The organism is Myxococcus llanfairpwllgwyngyllgogerychwyrndrobwllllantysiliogogogochensis (genome assembly GCF_006636215.1).
GTDB lineage: Bacteria > Myxococcota > Myxococcia > Myxococcales > Myxococcaceae > Myxococcus > Myxococcus llanfairpwllgwyngyllgogerychwyrndrobwllllantysiliogogogochensis.
This window is the reverse complement of sequence record NZ_VIFM01000201.1, coordinates 1-21,091: the sequence shown is the minus strand read 5'-3', so window position 1 is coordinate 21,091 and position 21,091 is coordinate 1. Positions and strand designations below refer to the sequence as shown.

At 69.8% G+C, this 21,091-nt stretch carries 16 protein-coding genes and 1 pseudogene; 8 read left to right on the top strand and 9 right to left on the bottom strand.

What is annotated here, in order from left to right; genetic code table 11:
* From FJV41_RS35330 to FJV41_RS35315, 4 genes and pseudogenes are all read left to right on the top strand, one after another.
* Window positions 1-1,811 (top strand): annotated as a pseudogene (locus FJV41_RS35330) (hypothetical protein); the annotation flags it as partial.
* On the top strand, window positions 1,798-2,313 hold the full coding sequence (locus FJV41_RS35325; RefSeq protein ID WP_141647006.1) for a phage tail protein: 516 nt from the start codon (window positions 1,798-1,800) through the stop codon (window positions 2,311-2,313). The pseudogene FJV41_RS35330 and the gene FJV41_RS35325, both read left to right, overlap by 14 nt.
* Complete coding sequence (locus FJV41_RS35320) at window positions 2,313-3,428, top strand: hypothetical protein (protein WP_141647005.1); 1,116 nt, start codon at window positions 2,313-2,315, stop codon at window positions 3,426-3,428. Before FJV41_RS35325 ends, FJV41_RS35320 begins: the two co-directional genes overlap by 1 nt.
* Window positions 3,429-3,437: 9 nt before the next feature.
* Entirely contained in the window at window positions 3,438-3,914 is a 477-nt protein-coding gene (locus FJV41_RS35315; RefSeq protein WP_141647004.1) for a hypothetical protein, read from the top strand.
* A 12-nt stretch (window positions 3,915-3,926) separates the two neighbouring features.
* Here FJV41_RS35315 and FJV41_RS35310 read toward each other — a convergent pair whose 3' ends face one another.
* Window positions 3,927-4,748, bottom strand: a complete 822-nt coding sequence (locus tag FJV41_RS35310; RefSeq protein WP_141647003.1) for a hypothetical protein — start codon at window positions 4,746-4,748, stop codon at window positions 3,927-3,929.
* A gap of 163 nt (window positions 4,749-4,911) precedes the next feature.
* On the opposite strand from FJV41_RS35310, the gene FJV41_RS35305 reads away from it, so the two are divergent.
* Together FJV41_RS35305 and FJV41_RS35300 are read left to right on the top strand one after the other, a co-directional pair.
* Window positions 4,912-6,276: a hypothetical protein gene (locus tag FJV41_RS35305; RefSeq protein ID WP_141647002.1), complete on the top strand. Its 1,365-nt coding sequence runs from the start codon at window positions 4,912-4,914 to the stop codon at window positions 6,274-6,276.
* Entirely contained in the window at window positions 6,273-7,598 is a 1,326-nt protein-coding gene (locus FJV41_RS35300) for a hypothetical protein (RefSeq protein WP_141647001.1), read from the top strand. The genes FJV41_RS35305 and FJV41_RS35300 overlap by 4 nt, the downstream gene beginning before the upstream one ends.
* 36 nt (window positions 7,599-7,634) lie before the next feature.
* Here the strand turns inward: FJV41_RS35300 and FJV41_RS35295 are convergent, their stop codons facing one another.
* The 3 genes from FJV41_RS35295 to FJV41_RS35285 all read right to left on the bottom strand — a co-directional run bounded on the left by FJV41_RS35295 (window position 7,635) and on the right by FJV41_RS35285 (window position 10,718).
* Window positions 7,635-8,171 (bottom strand): dihydrofolate reductase family protein, encoded by a 537-nt coding sequence (locus FJV41_RS35295; RefSeq protein ID WP_141647000.1) that lies wholly within the window; start codon window positions 8,169-8,171, stop codon window positions 7,635-7,637.
* A gap of 323 nt (window positions 8,172-8,494) precedes the next feature.
* Complete coding sequence (locus tag FJV41_RS35290) at window positions 8,495-10,309, bottom strand: hypothetical protein (RefSeq protein ID WP_141646999.1); 1,815 nt, start codon at window positions 10,307-10,309, stop codon at window positions 8,495-8,497.
* A 25-nt stretch (window positions 10,310-10,334) separates the two neighbouring features.
* Entirely contained in the window at window positions 10,335-10,718 is a 384-nt protein-coding gene (locus tag FJV41_RS35285; protein ID WP_141646998.1) for a hypothetical protein, read from the bottom strand.
* A gap of 185 nt (window positions 10,719-10,903) precedes the next feature.
* Here FJV41_RS35285 and FJV41_RS35280 point away from each other — a divergent pair, with 185 nt between their 5' ends.
* Window positions 10,904-12,310 carry an FAD-binding oxidoreductase gene (locus FJV41_RS35280; RefSeq protein WP_141646997.1) on the top strand — a complete coding sequence of 469 codons (1,407 nt, stop codon included), beginning with the start codon at window positions 10,904-10,906 and terminating at the stop codon, window positions 12,308-12,310.
* 22 nt (window positions 12,311-12,332) lie between these two features.
* Here FJV41_RS35280 and serA read toward each other — a convergent pair whose 3' ends face one another.
* The 3 genes from serA to FJV41_RS35265 all read right to left on the bottom strand — a co-directional run bounded on the left by serA (window position 12,333) and on the right by FJV41_RS35265 (window position 15,915).
* The gene (gene serA / locus FJV41_RS35275) at window positions 12,333-13,586 is read right to left on the bottom strand and encodes a phosphoglycerate dehydrogenase (RefSeq protein WP_141646996.1); all 1,254 of its coding nucleotides are present in this window, start codon (window positions 13,584-13,586) and stop codon (window positions 12,333-12,335) included.
* A 193-nt stretch (window positions 13,587-13,779) separates the two neighbouring features.
* Complete coding sequence (locus tag FJV41_RS35270) at window positions 13,780-15,432, bottom strand: serine protease (protein ID WP_141646995.1); 1,653 nt, start codon at window positions 15,430-15,432, stop codon at window positions 13,780-13,782.
* 105 nt (window positions 15,433-15,537) lie between these two features.
* Complete coding sequence (locus FJV41_RS35265; protein WP_141646994.1) at window positions 15,538-15,915, bottom strand: SpoIIAA family protein; 378 nt, start codon at window positions 15,913-15,915, stop codon at window positions 15,538-15,540.
* A gap of 282 nt (window positions 15,916-16,197) precedes the next feature.
* Here FJV41_RS35265 and FJV41_RS35260 point away from each other — a divergent pair, with 282 nt between their 5' ends.
* Entirely contained in the window at window positions 16,198-17,235 is a 1,038-nt protein-coding gene (locus tag FJV41_RS35260; RefSeq protein ID WP_141646993.1) for a serine/threonine-protein kinase, read from the top strand.
* Here the strand turns inward: FJV41_RS35260 and FJV41_RS35255 are convergent.
* Both FJV41_RS35255 and FJV41_RS35250 read right to left on the bottom strand, forming a co-directional pair.
* Complete coding sequence (locus FJV41_RS35255; protein WP_141646992.1) at window positions 17,169-19,127, bottom strand: S9 family peptidase; 1,959 nt, start codon at window positions 19,125-19,127, stop codon at window positions 17,169-17,171. The two genes, FJV41_RS35260 and FJV41_RS35255, sit on opposite strands and share 67 nt — an antisense overlap.
* A 125-nt stretch (window positions 19,128-19,252) precedes the next feature.
* Window positions 19,253-21,091, bottom strand: a 1,839-nt coding sequence (locus tag FJV41_RS35250; protein ID WP_438616773.1) for an alpha/beta fold hydrolase, incomplete at its 5' end; no start/stop codon positions are given.

The following is a 21,091-nucleotide window of genomic DNA, read 5'->3' as shown; positions in this document are numbered from 1 at the left end:
GGCGGGAGATTCGCCTCTGGTACCGGCGCGGCGGAGGCGCCGCGGGCAACGTGGCGGCGGGGACGCTGGAGGTGCTCAAGGCGCCCATCCCAGGCTTGAAGGTCACCAACCCCCGGCCCGCGACGGGAGGCCGCGTGGCGGAGACGCTGGAGAACGCGCTCCTGCGCGGGCCCCAGGAGCTGCACTCGCTGCGGCGCGCCGTCACCGCCGGAGACTTCGAGCTTCTGGCGCTGCGCAGCTCCGGCGCGGTGGCGCGCGCCAAGGCCGTCACCCTGGCGCAGTTGTGGTCCCACGCCCCCGCGGGCACGGTGGAGGTGTTGCTGGTGCCGCACCTGCCGCCGGAGGTGCGAGGCGCGTCGGGTGAGGGAGTCACGGAGGCGGCGCTGCGCGAGCACGAGACGGAGGAGGCCCGCGCGCGCATCCACACGGAGCTGGACCTGCGCCGTCCGCTGGGCACCACCTGTCATGTGGAGTGGGCGCGCTACAAGACGGTGCGGGTGCAGGCGCGCGTGGTGGCGCACCGCGAGGAGGACACGGCTGCACTGCGCGCGCGGCTCACCGAGCGGCTCCATCAGGTGCTCACGCCGCTGCCCTCGGGACTCCAGCCGGAGGGGTGGCGCTTCGGCCAGGCGCTGCGGGCCTCGCATGTCTACGACGCGCTCCTGGCGGAGCCGGGCGTCAGCTACCTCGACAAGGTGCGGCTGCTGGTGGACGAGGTGCCCCGCGAGGTGCGCACCCTGGCCGCCGACAGCTTCCAGCCGGGCACCTTCTACGCGGGCGGCGGCGAGACGCTGTTCCGCACGGTGAACGACGCGGACGGCTGGGAGCGGGCGGGCCTGTTCCCCGGCGAGGACGTGGACGCGGTGGAGGCGCATCCCCAGCGCGCGGGCCTCGTCGCCGTGTGCGCGCGGCTGGCCGCGGACTCGAAGCGCTCCCGCATCCACCTGTCCTACGACTGTGGCGAGACGTGGGACGACACCACGCACACGCTGGACGCGGTGGAGGACCTGACGTGGGCGGAGCGCGACGGTGTGCCGGTGCTGCTCCTGGCCACGCGCGTGGGCCTGTTCGAGCTGGTGTCGCGTCCGGGCGCCACGCCCATCCAGGTGCTGGTGGACCCCGCCAATCAGGACCTGGGCTTCTACGCGGTGGCCGCGACGACGGACGTGCGCGGCGCGGTGAATGTCGCGGTGGCGGCCATGGGCACGCGGGGCGTCTTCCTGTCGAGCGGCGGTGGACGCGGAGGCACCTTCCGTCCCATCGGCCCCAAGGGCCAGGACGTGCGCGTGCTGGAGGTCCAGAAGGACGGGCCTCGCTCCTTCCTCTGGGCGGGGCTGGCCGCGGCCAGTGGCGCGGACCCGGGCAGGGGCGCGCTGTGCTGGGAGTTGATGGGCAGCGCGGACCCGCCGGACGGCTGGCGTCCGTTCGACAGGAACTGGGATGGCGGCAGTTGTCTGGCGCTCGCGTTCAGCGGCTCCACCGTGTACGCGGGCAGCCACCGCGTGGGTGTGCTGTGGGTGGACTCGAGCCGCCCCGGTGCCTCCTGGCGGCGTCCCGACGTGGGCTGTGGCCTGCCGCTGCGCGAGGCGGAGCGCCTGTTCCAGCCCGTGTCCGCGTTGGCGTCCTCGCCCACGGGCGCCCCGGTGCTCGCGGGAGGACCGGACGGCGTCTTCCGTCGCCCCCGAGGCAGCGAGCGCTATGAGCCCGTCTCCACGCGCGAGTTCACCGAGAAGGTGACGCTGCCGCCCACGTGGCTCCTCAGCTCCGGCGCGCACACGCTGGAAGTGGTGACGGACGATGCGGAGCCCTGACATCCAGCGGCTGTTGCCGGGCGTCTTCCAGCGCACCGTGCTGCCGGGCTCTCCGCTCACCGCGCTGCTGGCGGTGATGGACGCGTTGCATGCGCCCAGCGAGGACGTGCTCGCCGGGCTGGAATCCCACTTCGACCCGCGCCGGGCGCCGGACCGCTTCGTGCCCTTCCTGGCGCGTTGGGTGGGCATGGACCTGCCCGTGTCCACGGGCCTGGGGCGGCTGCGAGAGCTGGTGGCGCAGGCGGTGGAGATATCGCGCTGGCGCGGCACCGCGCGCGGCCTGCGGTTGTTCCTCACCACTGCCACCGGCCGCACCGACTTCCAGGTGGACGACGCGGTGCCCGGCGAGGACGGCAGGCCGCGGCCCTTTCACGTCCTGGTGCTCGCGCCCTCGGCGGTGTCCGCCCACCGGCTGCTGCTGGAGCGAATCATCGAGCGGGAGAAGCCCGCATACGTCACCTATGAGCTGCGTTTCGCGCAGCCGCCTCAAGGAGCCAGTTGATGCCCCGCGCCTTTGACATCACCGCCGTGACGGACACCGTCCGTCTGAATGCGACGGGACAAGGGGAGGTGGCCTACACGGTGTCCAACGCGCTGCGTGCCCCTGTCCGAGCCCGGGCCTCCATCGTCCCGGGCCCCGGCGCGAAGGCGGAGTGGGCCACCATCTCCGGAGGCGACGAGCGGGACTTCGCGCCGGACGGCACGCAGCAGCTCAGCGTGCAGCTTCGCGTCCCACCGGGAACACCGCCGGGACGCTTCACCTTCCACCTGCTCGTGGTGGACGTGACGAACCCGGACGAGCGCTACGCGGAAGGGCCCGCCACGGCCTTTGAAGTCGTGGCCGCGCCGCCGCCCAAGAAGCCCTTCCCCTGGATGTGGGTCGCGCTGGCGGCGGGCGTCATCCTCATCATCGGGACGGTGATTGGCATCATCTCGTCGAGTGGGGGCGCCGAACTGGGCCAGCCCTGCCCGGGGGGGGACTGTGACAAGGGGCTCACGTGTACGGACCCGGATGGCGGCTCGTGCCTGGTGTCCGCGGGCGAGGCGTGTGACGGCGGCGCGATGTGCTCCACCGGCTTCTGCAACAGGAGGGGCGAGTGCCAGCTGGCACTGGGGCAGACGTGCGCGAGTCAGCGCGACTGCCCGGGGCCGCTGAAGTGCACGGAGGTGCCCGGCTCGCGGCTGTGCCTGCTGGAGTCCCTGCAGGACTGCGAGCGCGACAGTGACTGCTCCAGCTTCTACTGCCGCGCCGACGGGAAATGCAGCCGGGACGACGGGCGCTGCGAAAGCAACGCCGACTGTCGCCAGCCGGCGCAGTGTGGCCCCACGAAGCTCTGCCAGCTCGCGGATGGACAGCCCTGCCGGTCCAACGAGGTCTGCCTCTCCGGCTTCTGCGCGGGGACGTGTCAGGTCGCCCCGCTGGGCTTCCAATGTCCGGGCCCGTGCCCGGACTTCACTGTCTGCAGCAATGGCCAGTGCGTCAACGTTCGGGCGACGGTGCTCAACCAGGAGATGCTCCAGGTCTCCCCCCGCAAGTCGGAAATCATGGAGCAGATGCAGGAGCAGCAGCGTCTGCAACTGGAGATGCGTCGGCGGGAAGAGGGCATCATCCGGTAGCGCCGCGCCATGCCCGAGCTCAAGCCCCTCCATGTCGTGCTCATCCTGGCCATCGTCGCCATCGTCGCGCTCTATGTCCTGGGCGTGGGCCTGGGGGCGAAGGATGAGTCCTCCCGTCGCGAGAGTCCCACGCAGTCCGCCCAGGAGCTCCGGGAGCGGTTCATCAAGCCCGAGCCGGTGGATGCCACGGAGTTGGCCGCGACGTGTGCCTTCCAGGAGGGGGTGCTCGTCCTTCCGAGCGGGGGCTCCTGCCGGGTGGACGTGAAGGCGTCCGACACGCGGATGCGCTCGCTGGAGGTGGTGCCCCGCCCCCTCTCCGTGGTCCGGGTGTCGCTGGCGTCGAGGGGCAAGCCGTCGGTGCCGGCGAAGTTCGACCCGCTGAAGGAGGCGAAGAAGCTGGACGTGGCGAAGGAGGGCGCGGACCTGGAGGTGACGTGTCTGTCGGCCCCTCCGCAGCGCCCCATCTGCGAGCTGGGACTGAGGTGAGCAGGAGCGGCCTCAGGCCGGCGCGGCGCGCTTGAGGCGCAGCACCTTGAGGATGGACACCAGCGCGCCCACCAGCAGCAGCACGGCCCAGATGAGGCCGAGGATGGCGACGATGATGGCGCTCACCGCGTCGGTGATGCTGACGAGGATGCCGGGCACCAGTCCGTGGAGGAGGGACACCACGGCGTTGGCCAACAGCGACGTGAGGTAGAGCAGCACCAGGCCCTTGTTCTGGAGGAAGCGCTGGTGCGCGAGCACCAGGCACACGCCCGCGGCGAGCTTGAGGAACATCAAGAAGCCCAGCGTGCCGGCCGCGCCTCCCCGGTTGAAGAAGCCCCACACGGCCAGATAGGCCAGCGTGCCGAAGGGCACCGACGCGACGAGCGTTATCATCGTCAGCGTCAGTGCGATGGCGGCCATGAGCAGGCCAAAGCCGGTGAGCAGCGCGACGATGGAGCCGATGAGCGTCGCCAGTCCCTGCACGCGCCCATGGACGCGCTCGGGGATGATGAGGCTCGCGCCCATCAACCCGAGCGTGAGCAACAGCAGCGCATCCACCAGGGCGAGGTAGGGAATGCCCAGGCCCGGCGTGGGCGGGTTCTCCTTCTGCGTGCGCACCACGTCGGAAGGGTCCACGTCCTCGCCCTCGCAAATCGCGGTGTGCAGGGGGCGGCAATCCTCGGGGAAGCCCGGAGGGAGGGGCGCGCAGGGCTTCGTGCCACTCAGCGCCGAGCAGTCCGGTGACTTCTGGGGCAGCAGGATGGGCGAGCCCACCTCCACGAGTACACAGAGCGCCAGCAGCACCAGCGCGGCGATGAGGAAGGGTCTTCGCATGCGGTCCATGCCGCGCCCCCCGGCAAGGCGCGCCCCCAGCGGCGCGTGAGCGCGAGCCTAGGCACGGTGGAAGGGGATTCCCTCGTGCCGTCGTCGGGACTGTCCTGGGGCTCACGGGCTCTGCTCCCGGAGGGAGGGCCCGACCGGATATGCTGCGAGGGCAATGTCCGAACGCAACCGAACCGGTGCCGTGGTGCCCGAGTCGCGCCCGTCGGAGGGGGACCTGCGCCGCCGCCTGGAAGGGCGCGTGGAACTGATTGAGTCCGCCCTCCGCCGCTACCGCATGCTCGAAAGGACCCTGGATTCGCGCGGCTGGCGGCGGACGTTGCAGGACGAGCCCTCGTTGATTCAGGACGTCCTGGAGGTGGAGCCCACGTTGCTGGAAGCGCTGGAGCGCACCGAGCGGCGCGGTGAGCAGGAGGGCTGGCCGGAGGGCTCGTCCATTCCGAAGACCGCGAGTCGGGTGCGGGAGGTCCGCGAGCGAATGGCGATGCGCGTGCGCGACGCGCTGCTGACCCGGGGCCTCGTGACGGAGTCCCTGTCGCTGGAGGAGAAGCTGCGCGAACTGAAGGAGGTCTGCGCCCAGGAGGTTTCCCTCCAACGGACGCCGACGGAGCCCTTCGCGCTGCGCATCGCCTCGGTGGGCCGGGCGCCGCAGTACGTGGTGGCCTTCGTCTTCGTCCTGGCCGCGCTGGGCCTCGGCGTGGGGATTCTCTGGCTGCTGCTCCTCGGTTCGACGGGAGTGGCGCTGGTCGGTGGCACGCTGGCGTTGGTCGCGTTGTTGATGGGGACGGTGACGCTGCTGCGAATGAAGGCCCCAGGCGTCGTCTGGCTCACGCCGGAGCGCGTGGTGTGGATGCCGCCGGGAGACGAGCCCCCGGTGGCCGTGCGGCTGGACTCGCTGGAGGAGGGCGGACTCCAACTGGAGGACGGCGGGGGAGCGCTCAGCCTTCGCGGAGACCACTTCATCCGGCTGACGCGGTTCGATGGCGCGAGCGCCGACAGGCTGCGCGTCCTGCTGGAGTTGTTTCGCGATGCCCGCGTCCGGGCGCAAGCGGCCCGGGTGGACCGGCGGGTGGAGTTGTTGACGTTTTCGGCGCTGCTGCGTCGCAAGGGGACGTGGAGCTCCGGGCAGGCCGTGTTGCTGGGTCGTGGCGTCTTCTTCCTCCCCGACCCCGACGCGGGCGCGGCGCTGTTGCATGCCGCGACCGGCCGGAGGTTGCTGTCGAGCGTCGAGCTGGAGTGCGTGCTCGAGGGCCTGTGCTGGCAGCCCGAGTCGGAGCTGGACGCGTACCTCGTGCGGGCCACGGTGGCGACCGGGGGCGCGGCCTGGTCGTCTCAGGATGCGCGGGTGGCTCGGGACATTCCCCTGGAGCAGGAGGTCCACATCACCCGGGGCGAGGAGGTGCTCGTCGGCAACGTGGGGCTGACGAAGCGGGAGCTCGCCTACCGATTGGTGCACGCCTGGAGTGAGGGCCTCCAGGATTCGAGCGAGGACGTTCAGCCCAAGCTGAGCAGCGGGTCATGACCGAGCGTGTCCACACCGTGAAGGAGTCGTCGGAAGGGCCCACCGCCGAAGACGTGCGCGTCCAGTTGGAAGGTCGCGCGGAGGTGCTTGAGGCGGCGCTCCGGCGAGCGGCCACCCTGGAGGCGGTGCTGCGCGGCCGGGGATGGAAGCGTCGGTGGCGCGCGCATCCCACGCTCGTCTCGGAGTGGCTGGCGGAGGAGGCCACTGTCGAGGAGGCCCTGGAGCGGACGATCCGGCGTGCGCGGGTGGAGGGCTGGTCCGACACGCTGCCGGTGATGGAGGGGCTGCGCGAGCTGGAGGCGCGCCGGGAGCGGCTCAAGACACTGGTGCGCGCGCGACTGTCGCGGTTGGTGCACGTGTCCGGTCCTCCCGTGCTGAAGGTGGAGCTGGCGCGGCTGGACGGGTTGGTGGGCAAGCGGGCGACGATGACGCTCGAACCCGGTGAGGTGCTGCTGTTCCAGGCGGACCGGTTGTCGCCGGTCTCCTCGGGACAGACGCTTCCGCTGCTGGTCTCCATGGCCCTGCTGTATTGGGGCTTGTATGTCCTCCTCCTGGCGTTGCTGCGAGGAAACGGGAGTCGGGCGGGGGTGGCGCTGGTGGCGTTCATCGTCGCCCCGCTGTTCGTGGCGTGGGCCCGGGCGGGTCGCGTCTGGATGACGAGCAGGCGGCTGTTGTGGATGCCGACGTTCGGAGAGACCGTCTCCGTCCCCCTGGCCACCATCGCGCCTGGAGGTGTCCACCTGGGGCCCACGCACGACTTGAAGGTGGAGGGTGAGCCCCGGCTCCAGGTGGCTCATCTCGCGGACGCCAAGGCGCTCGCGACCCTTCTCGAGCTGCACAGCCAGCCTCCGCTGCTGGGGCGGGTGCGCTCCGGGGTACGGCTCGCGGACGTGGTCGTCTTTCCCGCGTCGCTGTGGGATGCGGAGGTGGCGCCCCGCTCGGGGTGGGTCGTGCTGCGGCCTGGAGGCGTGTCCTTCATTCCGGAGGGGGCCGGTCGTCAGGTGCTCTCGACGGTGACGGGGCGGGAGTCGACGCTCGCGGCGGACGTGGGCCGGGTGTTGGAGCAGCTTCGCTGGCTGTCCGGCACGGAGTTCGACGACTGGCTGACGCGGCTGGTGACGGCCACCGGAGGCTTGAGCTGGTCGGCCTGGGACTCCTTGAAGCGGGAGGAGGCTCCGCTATGGAAGCCGTTTCGAGTCAGTCGCGGCCGGCAGGTCCTGATGGGGCAGATGGAGTGGTCCGCGCAGTCGTCGGCCGAGTTGATTCTCCGCTCCTGGCCGGATGCCGTCACGCCGGGAAAGGCGAAGAGTGCCCGGACGTGAGCGCACTCACATCCGGGCACCCTGGAGCGCGAGGGCTCAGTGCTTGATGGCGTACTGGAGCAGCACGACGCCGGTCCGGTAGACCTTGGTCGACAGCAGCTCCAGGGGGATGTGTGAACCCAGCCGCGAGACGAGGGGGATTCCCGCGCCGAGCAGCACCGGGTTCAGCTTGATGAGGACCTCGTCCACGAGGCCCGCGGTGAGCAACTGCGTGGCCAGGGCTCCGCCTCCCGCCAGGTAGATGTCCTTGCCCTCCTGGGCCTTCAGCGCGCGCACCGCGCCGACGACGTCGTAGGAGATGAGGTGGACGCGGGGGTTCGGGCTCTCTTTCAGCGTGCGTGAGACGACGTACGTCTCCAGGTACGGGTAGGGGTCCGTGACGTTGAACTTCAGGCCGATGTCATACGTCCGGCGGCCCATCACCACCGCGCCATAGGTGCGCAGCGTGGCGAGGTACTCGGTGACGTGGTCGCCTTCGTTCGCGAAGCAGTCGAAGGAGTCGTCCTCTCGGGCGATGAAGCCGTCGAGGGTGGTGGCGACGTGGTACGCGAGCTTGCGCTTCTGGGGTTGCATAGGAGGACCTCGGATTCGAGAAGTCCCACCGCGCACGGGTGGCGCTCCGCGCCGGAAGGGTGCGGTGGGGACGTGAATGCGGTGCTGTGGGAATCGCTCACGGGGAGCGCCTCACCCGCCACCTCGGACGCATGGCGTCGAGGGCGAGGAGGAGCGCTTCGAGGAGCGAAAGCTGTCAGTGAGAAGAGGTCATGGACAGCGCGGTTTCCCGCGCCGGAAATGAGGATGGCCTCAACCCACTGACGATGCAAGTCACGAGGTGACGCAGTCCCGCCCCGACTCCAGGCAAGGGTTCGCCTGTCGTCAGATGGCGGGAATGCGGCTCACGGCTCCAGGATGAGGTCCATGTCGCTGTCGTCCTCCGTGGCCTCCGTCACGTCCGGGTCGTTGTCGTCCAGGTCGTAGCCGTAGATGGACATGCCCGGAGGTATCGTCGCGCCGATGCACGGAATCTGCCGGGGCTCGGCGCCCACGCCGTCGCCATCCATGTCCGGATAGAGCACGACCCAGCGCGTGCGCTCCGGGTCCGCGTCGTCGCAGTCGTTGCCCGTGGCCTTCGTGAAGTACGGCGCTGGCAACGCGCTGCCCACACAGACACCGCCCTGCTCGGGCATCGTGGCGCCGTCCAGGTCCCGGTCCACGTGGGTGTAGTTGCGCTGAACCCAGCGCGTCGCATCGTCGTCCGCGCAGTCGGTTCCCACCGCCGACCGGGAAGGATGCGTCTGCCCGTCGGTGCACAGCGTCTCCGACGTGCCCGCGCCCACGCCATCTCCATCCAGGTCCGGCCAGGACAGGAGCGACGTGTGTCGTGTGGGGCTCGCGTCGTCGCAGTCCCGGCGTTGCTCGGTCCACGCATAGCCGGGAGGCAGTGCGGTGCCACCACAGACGTTGCCCGCTTCGGGCACCGTGTAGCCATCCCCATCCGCGTCGCGATGCCGGTACTCCCGGAGCTGCCACTCGCTGGCGTTCGAGGGCGCGCAGTCGGAGCCGAGCGTCGAGTAGCCCTGTGGCACCGTGCCACCCGCGCACAGCGTCACCGCCGTGCCCGCGCCCACCAGGTCCCCGTCTTCGTCGGGATGGACGCTCCAGCTCACCCGGATGGAAGCATCCTGGTCGTTACAGTCGAGCCCGCGGGGAAGGTGGGCATAGCCCTGGGGCAGAAACTCGCCGCTGCACCGCACGCCATTTTCGGGGACCGTGTCGCCATCCCCATCCGCGTCGCGGTACGTGTAGCCCCGCCACTGCCAGAGCGTGGCGTCCCCGGGGGCGCAGTCATCGCCCTGGAGCGCATGTCCCGGAGGCGCCACCGCGCCCGCGCACCGGGCCTGGGGCTCACCCGTGCCGAAGCCATCGCCATCCGCGTCCACGTAGACGTCGCGCGTCCGCCACACCATCGAGTCCGAGTCGTCGCAATCCGCGCCGAGGGACTGGAGGGTGTAGCTGGCAGGCAGTTGCTGAAGGGGCGCGAGGCAGAGCGCGCCCGGCGCATCCACGGTGAGGCCATCTCCGTCGACATCCCGGTACAGATAGGCGAGAGACACCGCGCGAGTGGCATCGAGCGGCGCGCAGTCTCCTTCCACGATGGAGAACCCCAGCGGTGGCGACTTGCCGGCGCAGACGTCCACGCGAGGGCCCTCGCCATACCCGTCCGCATCCAGGTCCGGCCAGGCACCGCGAGCCACCGTGAAGCGCGCATCCTCGTCATCGCAGTCCGAGGGGCCCGCCTGCTCGCGATACCCCCAGAGGGTCTCCCCCAGACAGACCTCCACCGGACCCGGGCCCGTGGCGCCGTCGCTGTCCCGGTCCGGATACAGGCCGGAGACGGTGCGCCACCGGGAGCTGTCCTTCGGGGCGCAGTCTCCCGGCACCGAGGTCCAGCCCAGGGGCAGGGCGTTGTCGGGGGCGCACACCTTCTTCAAGGCCCCGTCACCCCGACCGTCACGGTCCGCGTCCTCGTAAGCGGAGACCTCGTGCCAGTTCGCCCTGTTGAACGGCTCGCAGTCCGTGTCGTTCGCCACGCCGTCGCCGTCCGAGTCCTTGCCGCCAGTCCCGAGGCCATCGCCACCATCGGCGCAGCCAGACTGGAGCCCCAGCAGGGCCAGCGCGAGCGCCAGCCAGATGCTTCGCGTCGTCGCCATGAGCGGGAGTCCCGTCTTCCGTCCGTCAGGGAGCCGGCGCCGCCGTCCGGCGGGTCAGTTTGCAGGTGACAATCGCCCCCTGGTACCTGAACGACAGCTCGAGGAGGTAGGCCCCTGGCTTGTTCATGAGCAGCAAGGCCAGCCGGTCGCAGCGAGCGATATGCGGGCTGGCGCCGTAGTAGTTGGTGGACGGGTAGGGGAATTCGAATTCCAGGGTCCGGGGCGTGTTCTCTCCCTGGAGGACGCCGGTGACCTGGATGGTGTCCGCCTGGACGAGGGAGTAGCTGTCCACCGTCACGAAGACGTAGGGCACGTTGGGCTGGGGTGTCTCGGCCGCCAGCGCGGAGGGCGTCAGCGTCACGGAGGCGAGCAGCAGGGCGGCGGCGCGGAGGACTCGGCTCGGATGCATCTTCGGAATCCTGGAGGGTGGGGTGGGATACAGGGACGGCCCGACAGAACCCGACGGGTGTCGCCTGGGTATACGCAACGAGCCCATTTTCCTGTCCGTTTCCCGGTGAATTCCGGACGACCTCCCAGCCGCCGGGGCCCTCGCCGCACCTTGTCACCGGGTGGGACCTGCAATACGCCTGGGGCATGTCCAGCGCCGCGCTCCCCGCCGACTTCCTCCGCGCTCTCTCCGAGGGCTTCCCCGTCGATTTCCTCACCCAGGAGCCGGAGGAATTGAAGGAGTACGGCCGCGACTGGACGCGCGTGTATGCCCCGGCCCCGAGCGCGGTGGCTCTGCCCCGCACCACGGATGAGGTGTCCCGGCTGCTCGCGCTGTGTCACCAGCACGGCGTGGCGGTGGTGCCCTCCGGAGGCCGCACGGGCCTGGCGGGTGGCGCGGTGGCGGCGAAGGGCGAGGTGGTGCTGTCGCTCCAGCGCATGGCGCGCCTGGGCCCGGTGGACCTGCTCGGCAACACGGTGCGCGTGCAGGCGGGCGCGGTGACGGAGGCGGTGCACCGCCACTGCGCCGAGCATGGCCTGACGTGGCCGGTGGACTTCGCCTCCAAGGGCTCCAGCACCGTGGGCGGCAACATCGCCACCAACGCGGGAGGGGTGAAGGTCATCCGCTACGGCCTCACCCGCAACTGGGTGCTGGGGCTCCAGGTGGTGACGGCGGACGGCCGCGTGCTGGAGCTCAACGGCGCGCTGGAGAAGAACAACACCGGGCTGGATTTGCGCCAGCTCTTCATCGGCAGCGAGGGCACGCTGGGCGTCATCACCGAGGCCACCCTCAAGCTGACGCAGCTTCCCGGCAAGCAGGACGTCTTCCTCTTCGCCGTGCCGGACGTGGCCGCCGTGCTGCGGCTGTTCCGGGACGCCCGTCAGCAGACGGCCTTCCTCATCTCCGCCTACGAGTTCTTCACGGACCGCTGCCTTTCGCGCGTGCAGCGCCACCGCAAGCTGCGCTCCCCCTTTGAAGCGACCAGCGGCTGCTACGTGCTGCTGGAGGCGGAGTCACGCGACGCGGCGGCGGTGGAGGCGTGGCTGGGCTCGCTCTTCGAGCGGGGGCTGGTGACGGACGGCACGCAGGCGCAGGGCGCGGCGCAGGCGGCGGAGCTGTGGGCGCTGCGCGAGGGCATCAGCGAGAGCCTGTCCGCCACGGGCCTGCCCCACAAGAACGACATCTCCCTGCCCGTCGCGGGCCTGGAGGCGTTCTGCGCGGAGCTGGAGGCCGTCTTCCAGTCGCGCTACCCGGGGTGGGAAATCTGCCTCTTCGGCCACATTGGCGACGGCAACCTGCACGTCAACGTGATGAAGCCGGACGCGCTGGACAAGGCGGAGTTCCTGGCCCACACGAAGCAGGCGGACCCCACCATGTTCGAGCTGGTGCGCAAGCACGCGGGCAGCATCTCCGCGGAGCACGGCATCGGCCTGTTGAAGAAGGACTACCTGGGCTACTCGCGCTCCGAGGAGGAGCTGGCCCTCTTGCGCGCGCTCAAGCGGACCCTGGACCCCCGGGGCGTGCTCAACCCCGGGAAGATTCTGGACGCCTGAGCGCGCAACGGGCGCGCTGACGTCAGGAGACGATGCGCGTCTTGATGTCCGTCGTCAGGCCGGCGATGGCGTCACAGACGGGGCGCGACACGTCCTGGTCCAGGTCCATGACCAGGTAGCCGATGTTCGCGTCCGTGCTGAGGACCTGCGCGTGGATGTTGGCGTTCAAGTCGGAGACGATGCGGTTGATGTCGCGCAGCACGCCGGGGATGTTGCGGTGCACGTTGAGGATGCGGTGGGTGCCGGGGATGAGCGGCGCCTCCACCATGGGGAAGTTCACCGAGCCCGTCGTCGCGCCCGTCCGGAAGAACTTGGAGAGGCTGACGGCCACCTCCCGGCCGATGGACGCCTGCGCCTCCTCCGTGGAGCCGCCGATGTGCGGCGTGAGGATGACGTTGGGCAGGTTCTGCAACTCGGTGACGAAGCCATCCGAGTTGCCCTCGGGCTCCTCCGGGTAGACGTCCACCGCGGCGCCGCCCAGGTGCTTGGAGCGCAGGGCCGCCGCCAGCGCGCCGATGTCCACCACCGTGCCCCGGCTGGCGTTGATGAGGCAGGCGCCCTTCTTCATCTTCGCCAGCTGCTCGGAGCCCATCATCATGTGCGTGGACGTCAGCGCCGGGACGTGGAGCGTGACGAAGTCCGACTCGGCCAAGAGCTCGTCCAGCGAGCCCACCGCGCGCGAGTTGCCCAAAGGCAGCTTCGTCATGACGTCGAAGTAGAGCACCCGCAGCCCCAGGGACTCCGCCAGCACGCCGAGCTGCGAGCCGATGTGGCCATAGCCGATGATGCCCAGCGTCTTGCCGCGCACCTCGTGGCTGCCGGTGGCGACCTTGCGCCACTGGCCGGTGTGCACCTCGCGGCTGCGGTCGAACAGTTGCCGCGTCAGGGCGATGATTTCGGCGATGACCATCTCCGCCACGCTGCGCGTGTTGCTGAAGGGCGCGTTGAAGACGGGGATGCCGTGCGTGTTGGCGGACGTCAGGTCCACCTGGTTGGTGCCGATGCAGAAGGCTCCAATCGCGAGCAGCTCGTCCGCGTGCACCAGCGACTCCGCGGGCACCGTCGTCTTGCTGCGGATGCCCAGCAGGTGCACGCCCTTGAGCCGCTCGGCCAGCTCCGCCGGCTTGAGCGCCGAGGACGTGCGCTCCACCTGGAAGCCCTCGGCGGCCAGCAGCGCCTCGGCGGACGGGTGGATGTTCTCCAGCAGCAGGGCGCGGAACGGACCCTCGTTGAGAATCGGGCGCGTCGGGGACGGCGGGAACCGGGCAGTGCTCATGTCGCCGTGCGTTAGACCCCGGCCCCAAGGCTGTCAAGCGCGGGGTGAGGGGGCTGGAGGGCCCGGTGTCGGGAGCCGGGAAGGAGGGCGGCCCGCCGTCCGTGACCTGGGGGGTGGGGGTGTCCGGAAGACGAAAACGGGCGGCCCGGCTTCCCGGACCGCCCGCGAGAGGCCGTGAATCAGGACGGATGCGCTACTGGACGGTCCACGCCACGGTGCCGCCGCAGGAGGAGTTGCCGAAGCAGCCCGCGCGGACCTGGTAGGTGCCGCCCGCGCCCGCGGGCACGGTGTAGTTGGCGTAGGACAGCGAGCCGCAGGAGTCGTCGTTGCTCGTCACCTGCTGGCCCGCGCTGTTGTACAGGCGCAGGAAGGTGTCGCCGGTGCCGGCGGCGCCCGTCACGGTGCAGGTGCCGAAGGAGATGCTCTGGCCGGCGGCCACGGTGATGCCCTGGTTCGTGGTGCCCGTCTGCGCGCTGTTGGTGGCGTTGGCGGTGTACGCGAAGGAGCCGCTCGACGGCGCGGGGCCGGTGCCGCCGCCCTCCAGCGTCCAGGCCACGGTGCCGGAGCAGGCGCCGGAGGAGTAGCAGCCGGCGCGGACCTCGTAGTTGCCCGCCTGCGTCGCGGTGAAGCTCAGGTTGGAGCCCCGGCCGCCGCAGCCATCGTCGTTGCTTGCGACCTCGGTGCCGCTGGGGCCGAACAGGCGCAGGTAGGAGTCACCCGTCACGGCGGTGCCGGTGACGCCGCAGGTGCCCAGGGTGATTTTCTGACCGGCCGTCAGGGCCACCGTCTTGTTGGTGGTGTTGGTGGTGGCGCTGGCGGTGGCGCTCGCGGAGAAGGTGAAGTTGCTGCCGCCCGTGGGCGGCGGACCGGAGCCGCACAGCCGGGCGTTGGTGGTCGCCTGGCAGAGCGCGGTGATGGCGTTGCTCACGTAGGTGATTTCCTCGCCGTTGCAGCCCGTCTCCGTGCAGGTGTTGACGACGTTGCAGCTCCCGCTGCCGATGTAGTCCTCGTCACCGCGCACGAGGATGCCCGCCAGCGTGTGCTCCGCCGTCTCGTACACGCCCGAGCCGGAGTTGCCGGCGAAGGTGTCCGTGGTGGCGACGAAGTAGTCCAACGTGCTGGCGCGGGGCGTGCGCACCGAGCCGCCGGAGTCAATCTTGAAGGGGATGCCGCTGCCGGAGCCGATGACGGCCACGTTGGCGCCCGTCGCCAGCGCGGTGTTGCCGGCCCGGACGGGCGCGGGCGTGAAGCGCGGCGTCGCGGCGCGGTCCAGCTTGAGGATGGCGAAATCCAGGTCGCGCCCACCCGTCGTCGACTTCTTGCGCACGACGATGGACTGGCAGGAGAAGATGTCCGCCGTCGTCACCGTCTTCAGCGTGTTGGCGGCGGTCCGGTAGTAGTTGAAGACGATGCGCGTGTCGCCGCACTCGGCCGCGCTCTCGACGCAGTGGCCCGCCGTCAGCACCAGGTCGTCGTCGATGAGCGTGCCGGAGCACCAGGCCGCCGTTGGATCACTCCGGAAGCGCTGGCTGGTGCAGAGGTTCTCGGACGAGCCCAGGTTCGGGCCATTGAAGGTGACGTTGTTGGGGTTGCTGGCGTTGAAGTCCGACGGGGACATCAGCGCCACGGTGGCCTGCTCCGCCCGCGCCTTCAGCGTGGCGTTCGTGTGCTCGAACACGTCCTTGCGGTCGTCGTTGCCGTAGACCACGGGCTGCTCGCCCGCCCCCGTCGCTGGAGCCTCCTCGCCGGGCTCGGCCTCGGGGGCCGGCTGACAGGCGGTGAAGGCAAGGGTACACAGCAGCGCGCCAAGAAGCTTCCTGGCGGCGCCATTCCGGGTGTTGTGCATATGGAGACGACTCCTGATGATGGATCGATGCCCGCCCGGGGGACGAGCGGGTCGCCACTATAAGGGAGCCGCCAGTGGAGGGCAGAGGGCCCCCCGAGGCAATGCTCAGTCCGCGTCCGGATTGCGCAGCCACTCCAGGGCTTCCTGCCGCGTCTCGAACGTGCGCGTGGGGATGGTCAGCATGGCCCGCTTCGTCATGCGCCACGCCTGGAGGCCGGAGGGGGCGTCCGTGACGACCCGCGCCGAGCGCTGCATCCCATGCAACTGCGCGTACGCGTTGAGCGCCGCCATGGAGGCCACGACGTCCGTGGGCATCACCCTCAACTGGGACTGGTCCACCAGCGCGGACCACTCCCCCGCGAACCCGACAATCGCCTTCTTCACCTCCGTCAGATACTCGGACAGGTCGGCCGAGGTGACCTGGGGGGGATAGACGACCTCGAGGATACGGTCCTGCGCGTGAACGTTGATCTGGAATGGCATGGGTGGTGACGGCTCCGAAGGCGCAGCATCCTAACCCCAGCCGGTGACACTCCGATACCCGACGCTTCCAATGTCCTTGGGGGAGGTAGGTCCGCCCGGCCTGTCCGGAAGCGCCAGGAATGTCAGACCCCCCGGCTAGTGACGTCCCTGCCGCCGAACCGGTACTGGCCGCGTCGAAGGGCGTGGCCCCGGGTCCAGGTGTCGCGCCGTGTTGTCGGGGCCGTCACGGGCGCTCGACGCCGCCGTGACGAGCGCTTGGGAGTGTGCCGAGGAGATTCCACCATGCAGACCGAGCTCCATTCCACCCCGCTGGCTCCACCCTCGTGGGGGGTGGACACGCTCGTCGGCCAGGTGCTGCACGGCCGCTTCCAGGTGTTGGAGGCCGTGGGCCCCAGCGGCCCCGCGCGGCTGTACCGGGCCCTCCACCTCCCGCTGGAGCGGGAAGTCGCGCTGCGGGTGTTGAGCGCTCCACTCACGGACCAGGAGGCGCGGCAGCGCTTCTTCCAGGAGGCCCGCGTCGCCGCGAGGCTGGCCCACCCCAACACCGTCACCGTGCTGGACGCGGGCAGGACGGACGACGGCACGCTCTACGTCACCCAGGAGTGGCTGGAGGGGCGCACGCTGGCCCACGTACTCACCTCGGGGGCGCTGCCGTGGGCGCGCGCGGTGGAGCTGGCCCGGGGGCTGGGGCGCTCGCTGCGCCAGGCTCACCGGCGGGGCGTGGTGCACGGGGACGTGACGCCGTCCTACGTCATGCTGGTGACGGACGCGGCGGGGCGGGAGTGCTCGCACGTGAAGGTGCGGGGGTTCGGACGGCTGCGGCCCGTCGTCGCGGAGTCCGAGCGCCTCTCCTTGCCGGATCTGACGGGCAGCGGCTCATTCCACGGCGCACACGCGTTCATGGCGCCGGAGCGGGCGCGCGGAGTCGCCGACGCGCGCGGGGATATCTATTCGCTGGGTGTCGTGCTGTTCCAGATGCTGATGGGACGCGTGCCCTTCGAGTCGGAGGACGCGCTGGAGCTGGTCTTCGCCCACCACAAGGAGCCGGTGCCGGGCTTTGGCGAGCTGCGTCCGGACCTGGACATCCCCGCCTCCGTGGAGGCCGTGGTGCGCCGCTGTCTGGAGAAGCGGCCCGAGCAGCGCTTCGCCTCCATGGACGCGGTGCTGGAGGCGCTGCGGGACGTGGGCGTGGAGGAGGATGAAGCGGCGGAGCCGGTGCGCGCCATGCCGCGCGCGCACCGGACCCGGACGGCTCAGTTCGTCGGGGCGTTGGCGGGCTTCTTCAAGTACTGGTCCAGGAACGCGCGGGTGCGGGAGTAGGCCTCCGCTTCGTTCTTCTTCTTGGTGAAGCCGTGGCCCTCGTCGGGGAAGAGGACGTACTCGACGGGGACCTTGCTCTTCTGCACGGCCTGGACGATTTCGTCCGACTCCGCCTTCAGCACGCGCGGGTCATTGGCGCCCTGGATGACGAGCAGCGGCTTGCGAATCTTCTCCGCGTGGAACAGCGGGGAGACTTCGCGCAGCATCGCCTCCTGCGTCTCCGGGTTGCCGACCTCCTGGTAGAGCGCCTGACGCCGCGACTCCCAGTGGGCCGGCATGCTCTTGAGCGTGCGCAGCCAGTTGGACACGCCGAAGATGTCCACGCCCACGTTGAAGACGTCGGGCTGGAAGGCCAGGGCGGCCAGCGTCATGTAGCCGCCGTAGCTGCCGCCGATGATGCCCACGCGTGAGCCGTCCACGTACGGGAGGGTGGCCAGGTACTTCTTCGCCTCGACGCAGTCCTGGAGCGGCTCCTTGCCGTGCTTCTGGTCATCCGCGGTGTAGAACGTCTTGCCGTAGCCGGAGCTGCCCCGGTTGTTGATGGCCAGCACCACGTAGCCGTGGTTGACCAGGTACTGAATCATCGGGTTGTAGCCCTTGCGGGACTGGCCGCCGGGGCCGCCGTGGACCCACACGAGCGCGGGCGCCTGCTGCTTCGCGGTGGCCTGATGCGGCTTGAAGAGGATGTTCGGAATCTCCATCCCGTCGAAGGACTTGAAGCGCACCACCTCCGCGTCCACCAGGTCCTTGGCGTCGATCTCCGGGTTGAGGGTGTCCGTCAGGCGGGTGACCTTCTTCGTGGCGAAGTCGAAGACGTACAGGTTGCTGGGAGAGCGGTCCCCGTTGTGGTGGAAGGCCATGCGCTTCTCACTGCGGCCAATGGACACGCCGGTGATGTCGCCTTCGGGGAGCTTGGGCAAATCGAGCTGCTTGCCGGCCTTCACGTCGTGCAGCCGGATGGCGGTGCGGCCGTCCGCGTTGATGCCGGTGACGCGCAGCGCGCCATTCTTGGAGAAGTACGTGTACATCACGTCCCAGTCCGTCTTCTCCACGTCCTCCATCTTCCCGGTGGCGAGCACGTAGCGCACCGCGCGGGTGAACTCGGTGCCCTCGTCGGTGATGAGGTACAGCGAGGAGGACGTCGGGTCGAACGTCGCCGACTCCCAGGTCGCGATGCCCTTGTGGGGGGAGAGGTGCTTGCTCTCCTTCGTGGCGACGTTGAAGAGGTAGACGTCGCTGTCGGACGTGGTGTTGGTCTTGCCCAGGGAGAGCCACTTCTCGTCCGGGGACACGTCGCCCACGTCGAGGCCGCCCTCGTTCTGGTAGAGCAGGGTGCGCTCGAACGTCTTCGCGTCGTAGCGGTAGAGGTCCATGAAGCGCTCATCGCGCTCATTGGTGAGGACGTAGAAGGCGGACTCGTCGCGGCTCCAGCCGAAGAAGGACGCGCGGTGCTTGTCGCCCGGCGTGAGGTCCTTCTCCTTGCCGTCCGGCGTGCGCACGTAGAGGTGGTGCTGCTCGTTGCCGCCCTGGTCCTTGGTGAAGAGGATGCGCTCGTCCTGGGGGAAGTAGCCCACGGCGAAGGTGCTGTCCGTGGTGGAGCGGGTGAGCTGGGTGGGCTTGCCGCCCTTCACCGGCACGGAGAAGACGTTGTAGATGCCCGTCTGGTTGGACGAGTAGAGCACCCGCTGCTCGTCCGGGGAGAAGGACGCGCCCCGAATCAGCGTCGTCTTCATGAACTGCTCGATGGCGTAGTGCTTCGACGGGCGCGCCGTTTCACGCACCGCGCCCGCCTTCGCGGGAGTGGTCGGCTCCGGCCTGGGCGCGGCCAGCGCGAGGGTGGGGAGGAGTGTCGCGGCGGCCAGCGCTCGCGACAGGGAAGACCAGGACGACATGGGGGACTCCAGAGGTGGGGTGACGCACTGGGGGACACGCACGAGCCGGTGCTGGCTCATTGCATGCCTGGTTTTCTACACGAATGGCCGGAGGACGCATTGCATCGCCGCCGCCGTGAGCGGTCTCAGGGCTTTCCCCGCAGGTGTTGATCCAGGAAGGAGAGGATACGCAGGGAGGTCTCCGCTTCACTCTTCTTGCCGCTGAACCCGTGGCCATCCTCGGGGAGGACAAGGTAGTCGAGGGGGGTGGTGCTCTTCCGGAGGGACTCGACGAACGTGTCCGTGCGCGCCTTGGGCACGCGCGGGTCATGGGCGCCCTGGATGATGAGCAGCGGCTTGCGAATCTTCTCCGCGTGGAACAGCGGGGAGATGTCGCGCAGCATCGCCTCCTGCGTCTCGGGGTTGCCCATCTCCTGGTAGAGCGCCTCGCGGAGCGCCGTCTTGTGGGGTGGCAGCTCGCGCAGGGCGCTCAGCCAGTCGGTGATGCCGAACGCGTCCACGCCCACGGCGAAGACGTCCGGGTGGAAGGCCAGCGCCGCGAGCACCATGTAGCCGCCATAACTGGGGCCGAGGATGCCCACGCGCTCGCCGTCCACGTAGGGCAGGCCGGCCAGGTACTTCTTCGCCTCGACGCAGTCCTGGAGCGGCGCCTTGCCGTGCTGCTGGTCGTCCGCCGCGAAGAACGCCTTGCCGTAGCCCTCGCTGCCCCGGTTGTTGACGGCCAGCACCACGTAGCCGTGGTGGACCAGGAACTGGAAGAAGCTGCTGTAGCCCTTGGAGGACTGGCCTCCCGGTCCCCCGTGGACGAAGACGATGGCGGGGGCGCGAGCTTTCGCGGTGGCCGGGTGGGGCTTGTAGAGCAGCGCCGGAATCTCCAGCCCATCGAAGGACTTGAAGTGCACCCGCTCCGACTCCACCAGGTCCTTCGCGTCCAGCGCCCGGCTCAGCGTGTCCGTCAGGCGCGTGACTTTCTTTGTCGCGAAGTCGAACACGTAGAGGTTGGCCGGCGCGCGGTCTCCGTCGAGCAGGAAGGCCATCCGCTTCTCGCCGCGCGACAGCGCCACGTCGGAGATGGCGCCTTCGGGGAGCCCTGGGAGCGCCAGGGGCTTGCCGGCCTTCACGTCGTGGACGCGCAGCGTGGTGCGGCCGTCCTCGTTGACGCGGGTGACGCGAAAGGCGCCGCGCTTGGAGAACGTCGTGGACAGTGCGTCCCAGGCGGGCGCCTCCACTGACTCGCGCTTCCCGGTGGCGAGTTCGTGGCGCTCCACGCGGGTGAATTCGGAGCCCTCATTGGTGAGCAGGTACAGCGCGGATGACGTCGGGTCGAAGGTCGCCGCCTTCCAGGTGGCCGGGCCCTGGTGCGCGGTGAGGTGCTGGCGCTCCTTCGTGGTGACGTTGAAGAGGTAGACGTCGCTGTCGGACAGCGTCCGCGACTTCTCCAGCGCCAGCCACCGCTCGTCCGGGGAGAGGGCGGCCGGCACGTGCTCGCCGTCTCCCGCGTAGAGAACGGTGCGCGCGTAGGTCTTCGCGTCGTAGCGGTAGAGGTCCAGGAAGCGCTCGTCGCGCTCGTTGGTGAGCACGTAGAAGGCGGTGTCGTCGTGGCTCCAGCCAAAGAAGGACGCGCGGTGCTTGTCGCCCGGCGTGAGGTCCTGCTCCTGGCCGTCCAGCGCGCGCACGTAGAGGTGGGGGCGCTCCTGGCCACTCGTGTCCCGGGTGAAGAGGATGCGGTCATCGGTGGGGAAGTAGCCGACGGCGAGGGAGGCGTCCTTCGCGCGGGTGAGCTGGGTGGGCTTGCCGCCCTTCACCGGTACGGAGAAGACGTTGAAGACGCCCGTCTCGTCCGACGAGTAGAGCACCCGCTGTTCGTCCGAGGAGAAGGACGCGCCGGACACCGTCGTTGTCTGCATGAACTGCTCGACGGTGTAGCGCTTCGCTGGGGCCTTGGGGCTGTCTCTTATACACAC

Bases quoted from the DNA above. Each gene is read 5' to 3' on its own strand.
- FJV41_RS35325 (WP_141647006.1), top strand. From the start codon at position 1,798: ATGCGGAGCCCTGACATCCAGCGGCTGTTGCCGGGCGTCTTCCAGCGC.
- FJV41_RS35320 (WP_141647005.1), top strand. From the start codon at position 2,313: ATGCCCCGCGCCTTTGACATCACCGCCGTGACGGACACCGTCCGTCTG.
- FJV41_RS35315 (WP_141647004.1), top strand. From the start codon at position 3,438: ATGCCCGAGCTCAAGCCCCTCCATGTCGTGCTCATCCTGGCCATCGTC.
- FJV41_RS35310 (WP_141647003.1), bottom strand. From the start codon at position 4,748: ATGCGAAGACCCTTCCTCATCGCCGCGCTGGTGCTGCTGGCGCTCTGT.
- FJV41_RS35305 (WP_141647002.1), top strand. From the start codon at position 4,912: ATGTCCGAACGCAACCGAACCGGTGCCGTGGTGCCCGAGTCGCGCCCG.
- FJV41_RS35300 (WP_141647001.1), top strand. From the start codon at position 6,273: ATGACCGAGCGTGTCCACACCGTGAAGGAGTCGTCGGAAGGGCCCACC.
- FJV41_RS35295 (WP_141647000.1), bottom strand. From the start codon at position 8,171: ATGCAACCCCAGAAGCGCAAGCTCGCGTACCACGTCGCCACCACCCTC.
- FJV41_RS35290 (WP_141646999.1), bottom strand. From the start codon at position 10,309: ATGGCGACGACGCGAAGCATCTGGCTGGCGCTCGCGCTGGCCCTGCTG.
- FJV41_RS35285 (WP_141646998.1), bottom strand. From the start codon at position 10,718: ATGCATCCGAGCCGAGTCCTCCGCGCCGCCGCCCTGCTGCTCGCCTCC.
- FJV41_RS35280 (WP_141646997.1), top strand. From the start codon at position 10,904: ATGTCCAGCGCCGCGCTCCCCGCCGACTTCCTCCGCGCTCTCTCCGAG.
- serA (WP_141646996.1), bottom strand. From the start codon at position 13,586: ATGAGCACTGCCCGGTTCCCGCCGTCCCCGACGCGCCCGATTCTCAAC.
- FJV41_RS35270 (WP_141646995.1), bottom strand. From the start codon at position 15,432: ATGCACAACACCCGGAATGGCGCCGCCAGGAAGCTTCTTGGCGCGCTG.
- FJV41_RS35265 (WP_141646994.1), bottom strand. From the start codon at position 15,915: ATGCCATTCCAGATCAACGTTCACGCGCAGGACCGTATCCTCGAGGTC.
- FJV41_RS35260 (WP_141646993.1), top strand. From the start codon at position 16,198: ATGCAGACCGAGCTCCATTCCACCCCGCTGGCTCCACCCTCGTGGGGG.
- FJV41_RS35255 (WP_141646992.1), bottom strand. From the start codon at position 19,127: ATGTCGTCCTGGTCTTCCCTGTCGCGAGCGCTGGCCGCCGCGACACTC.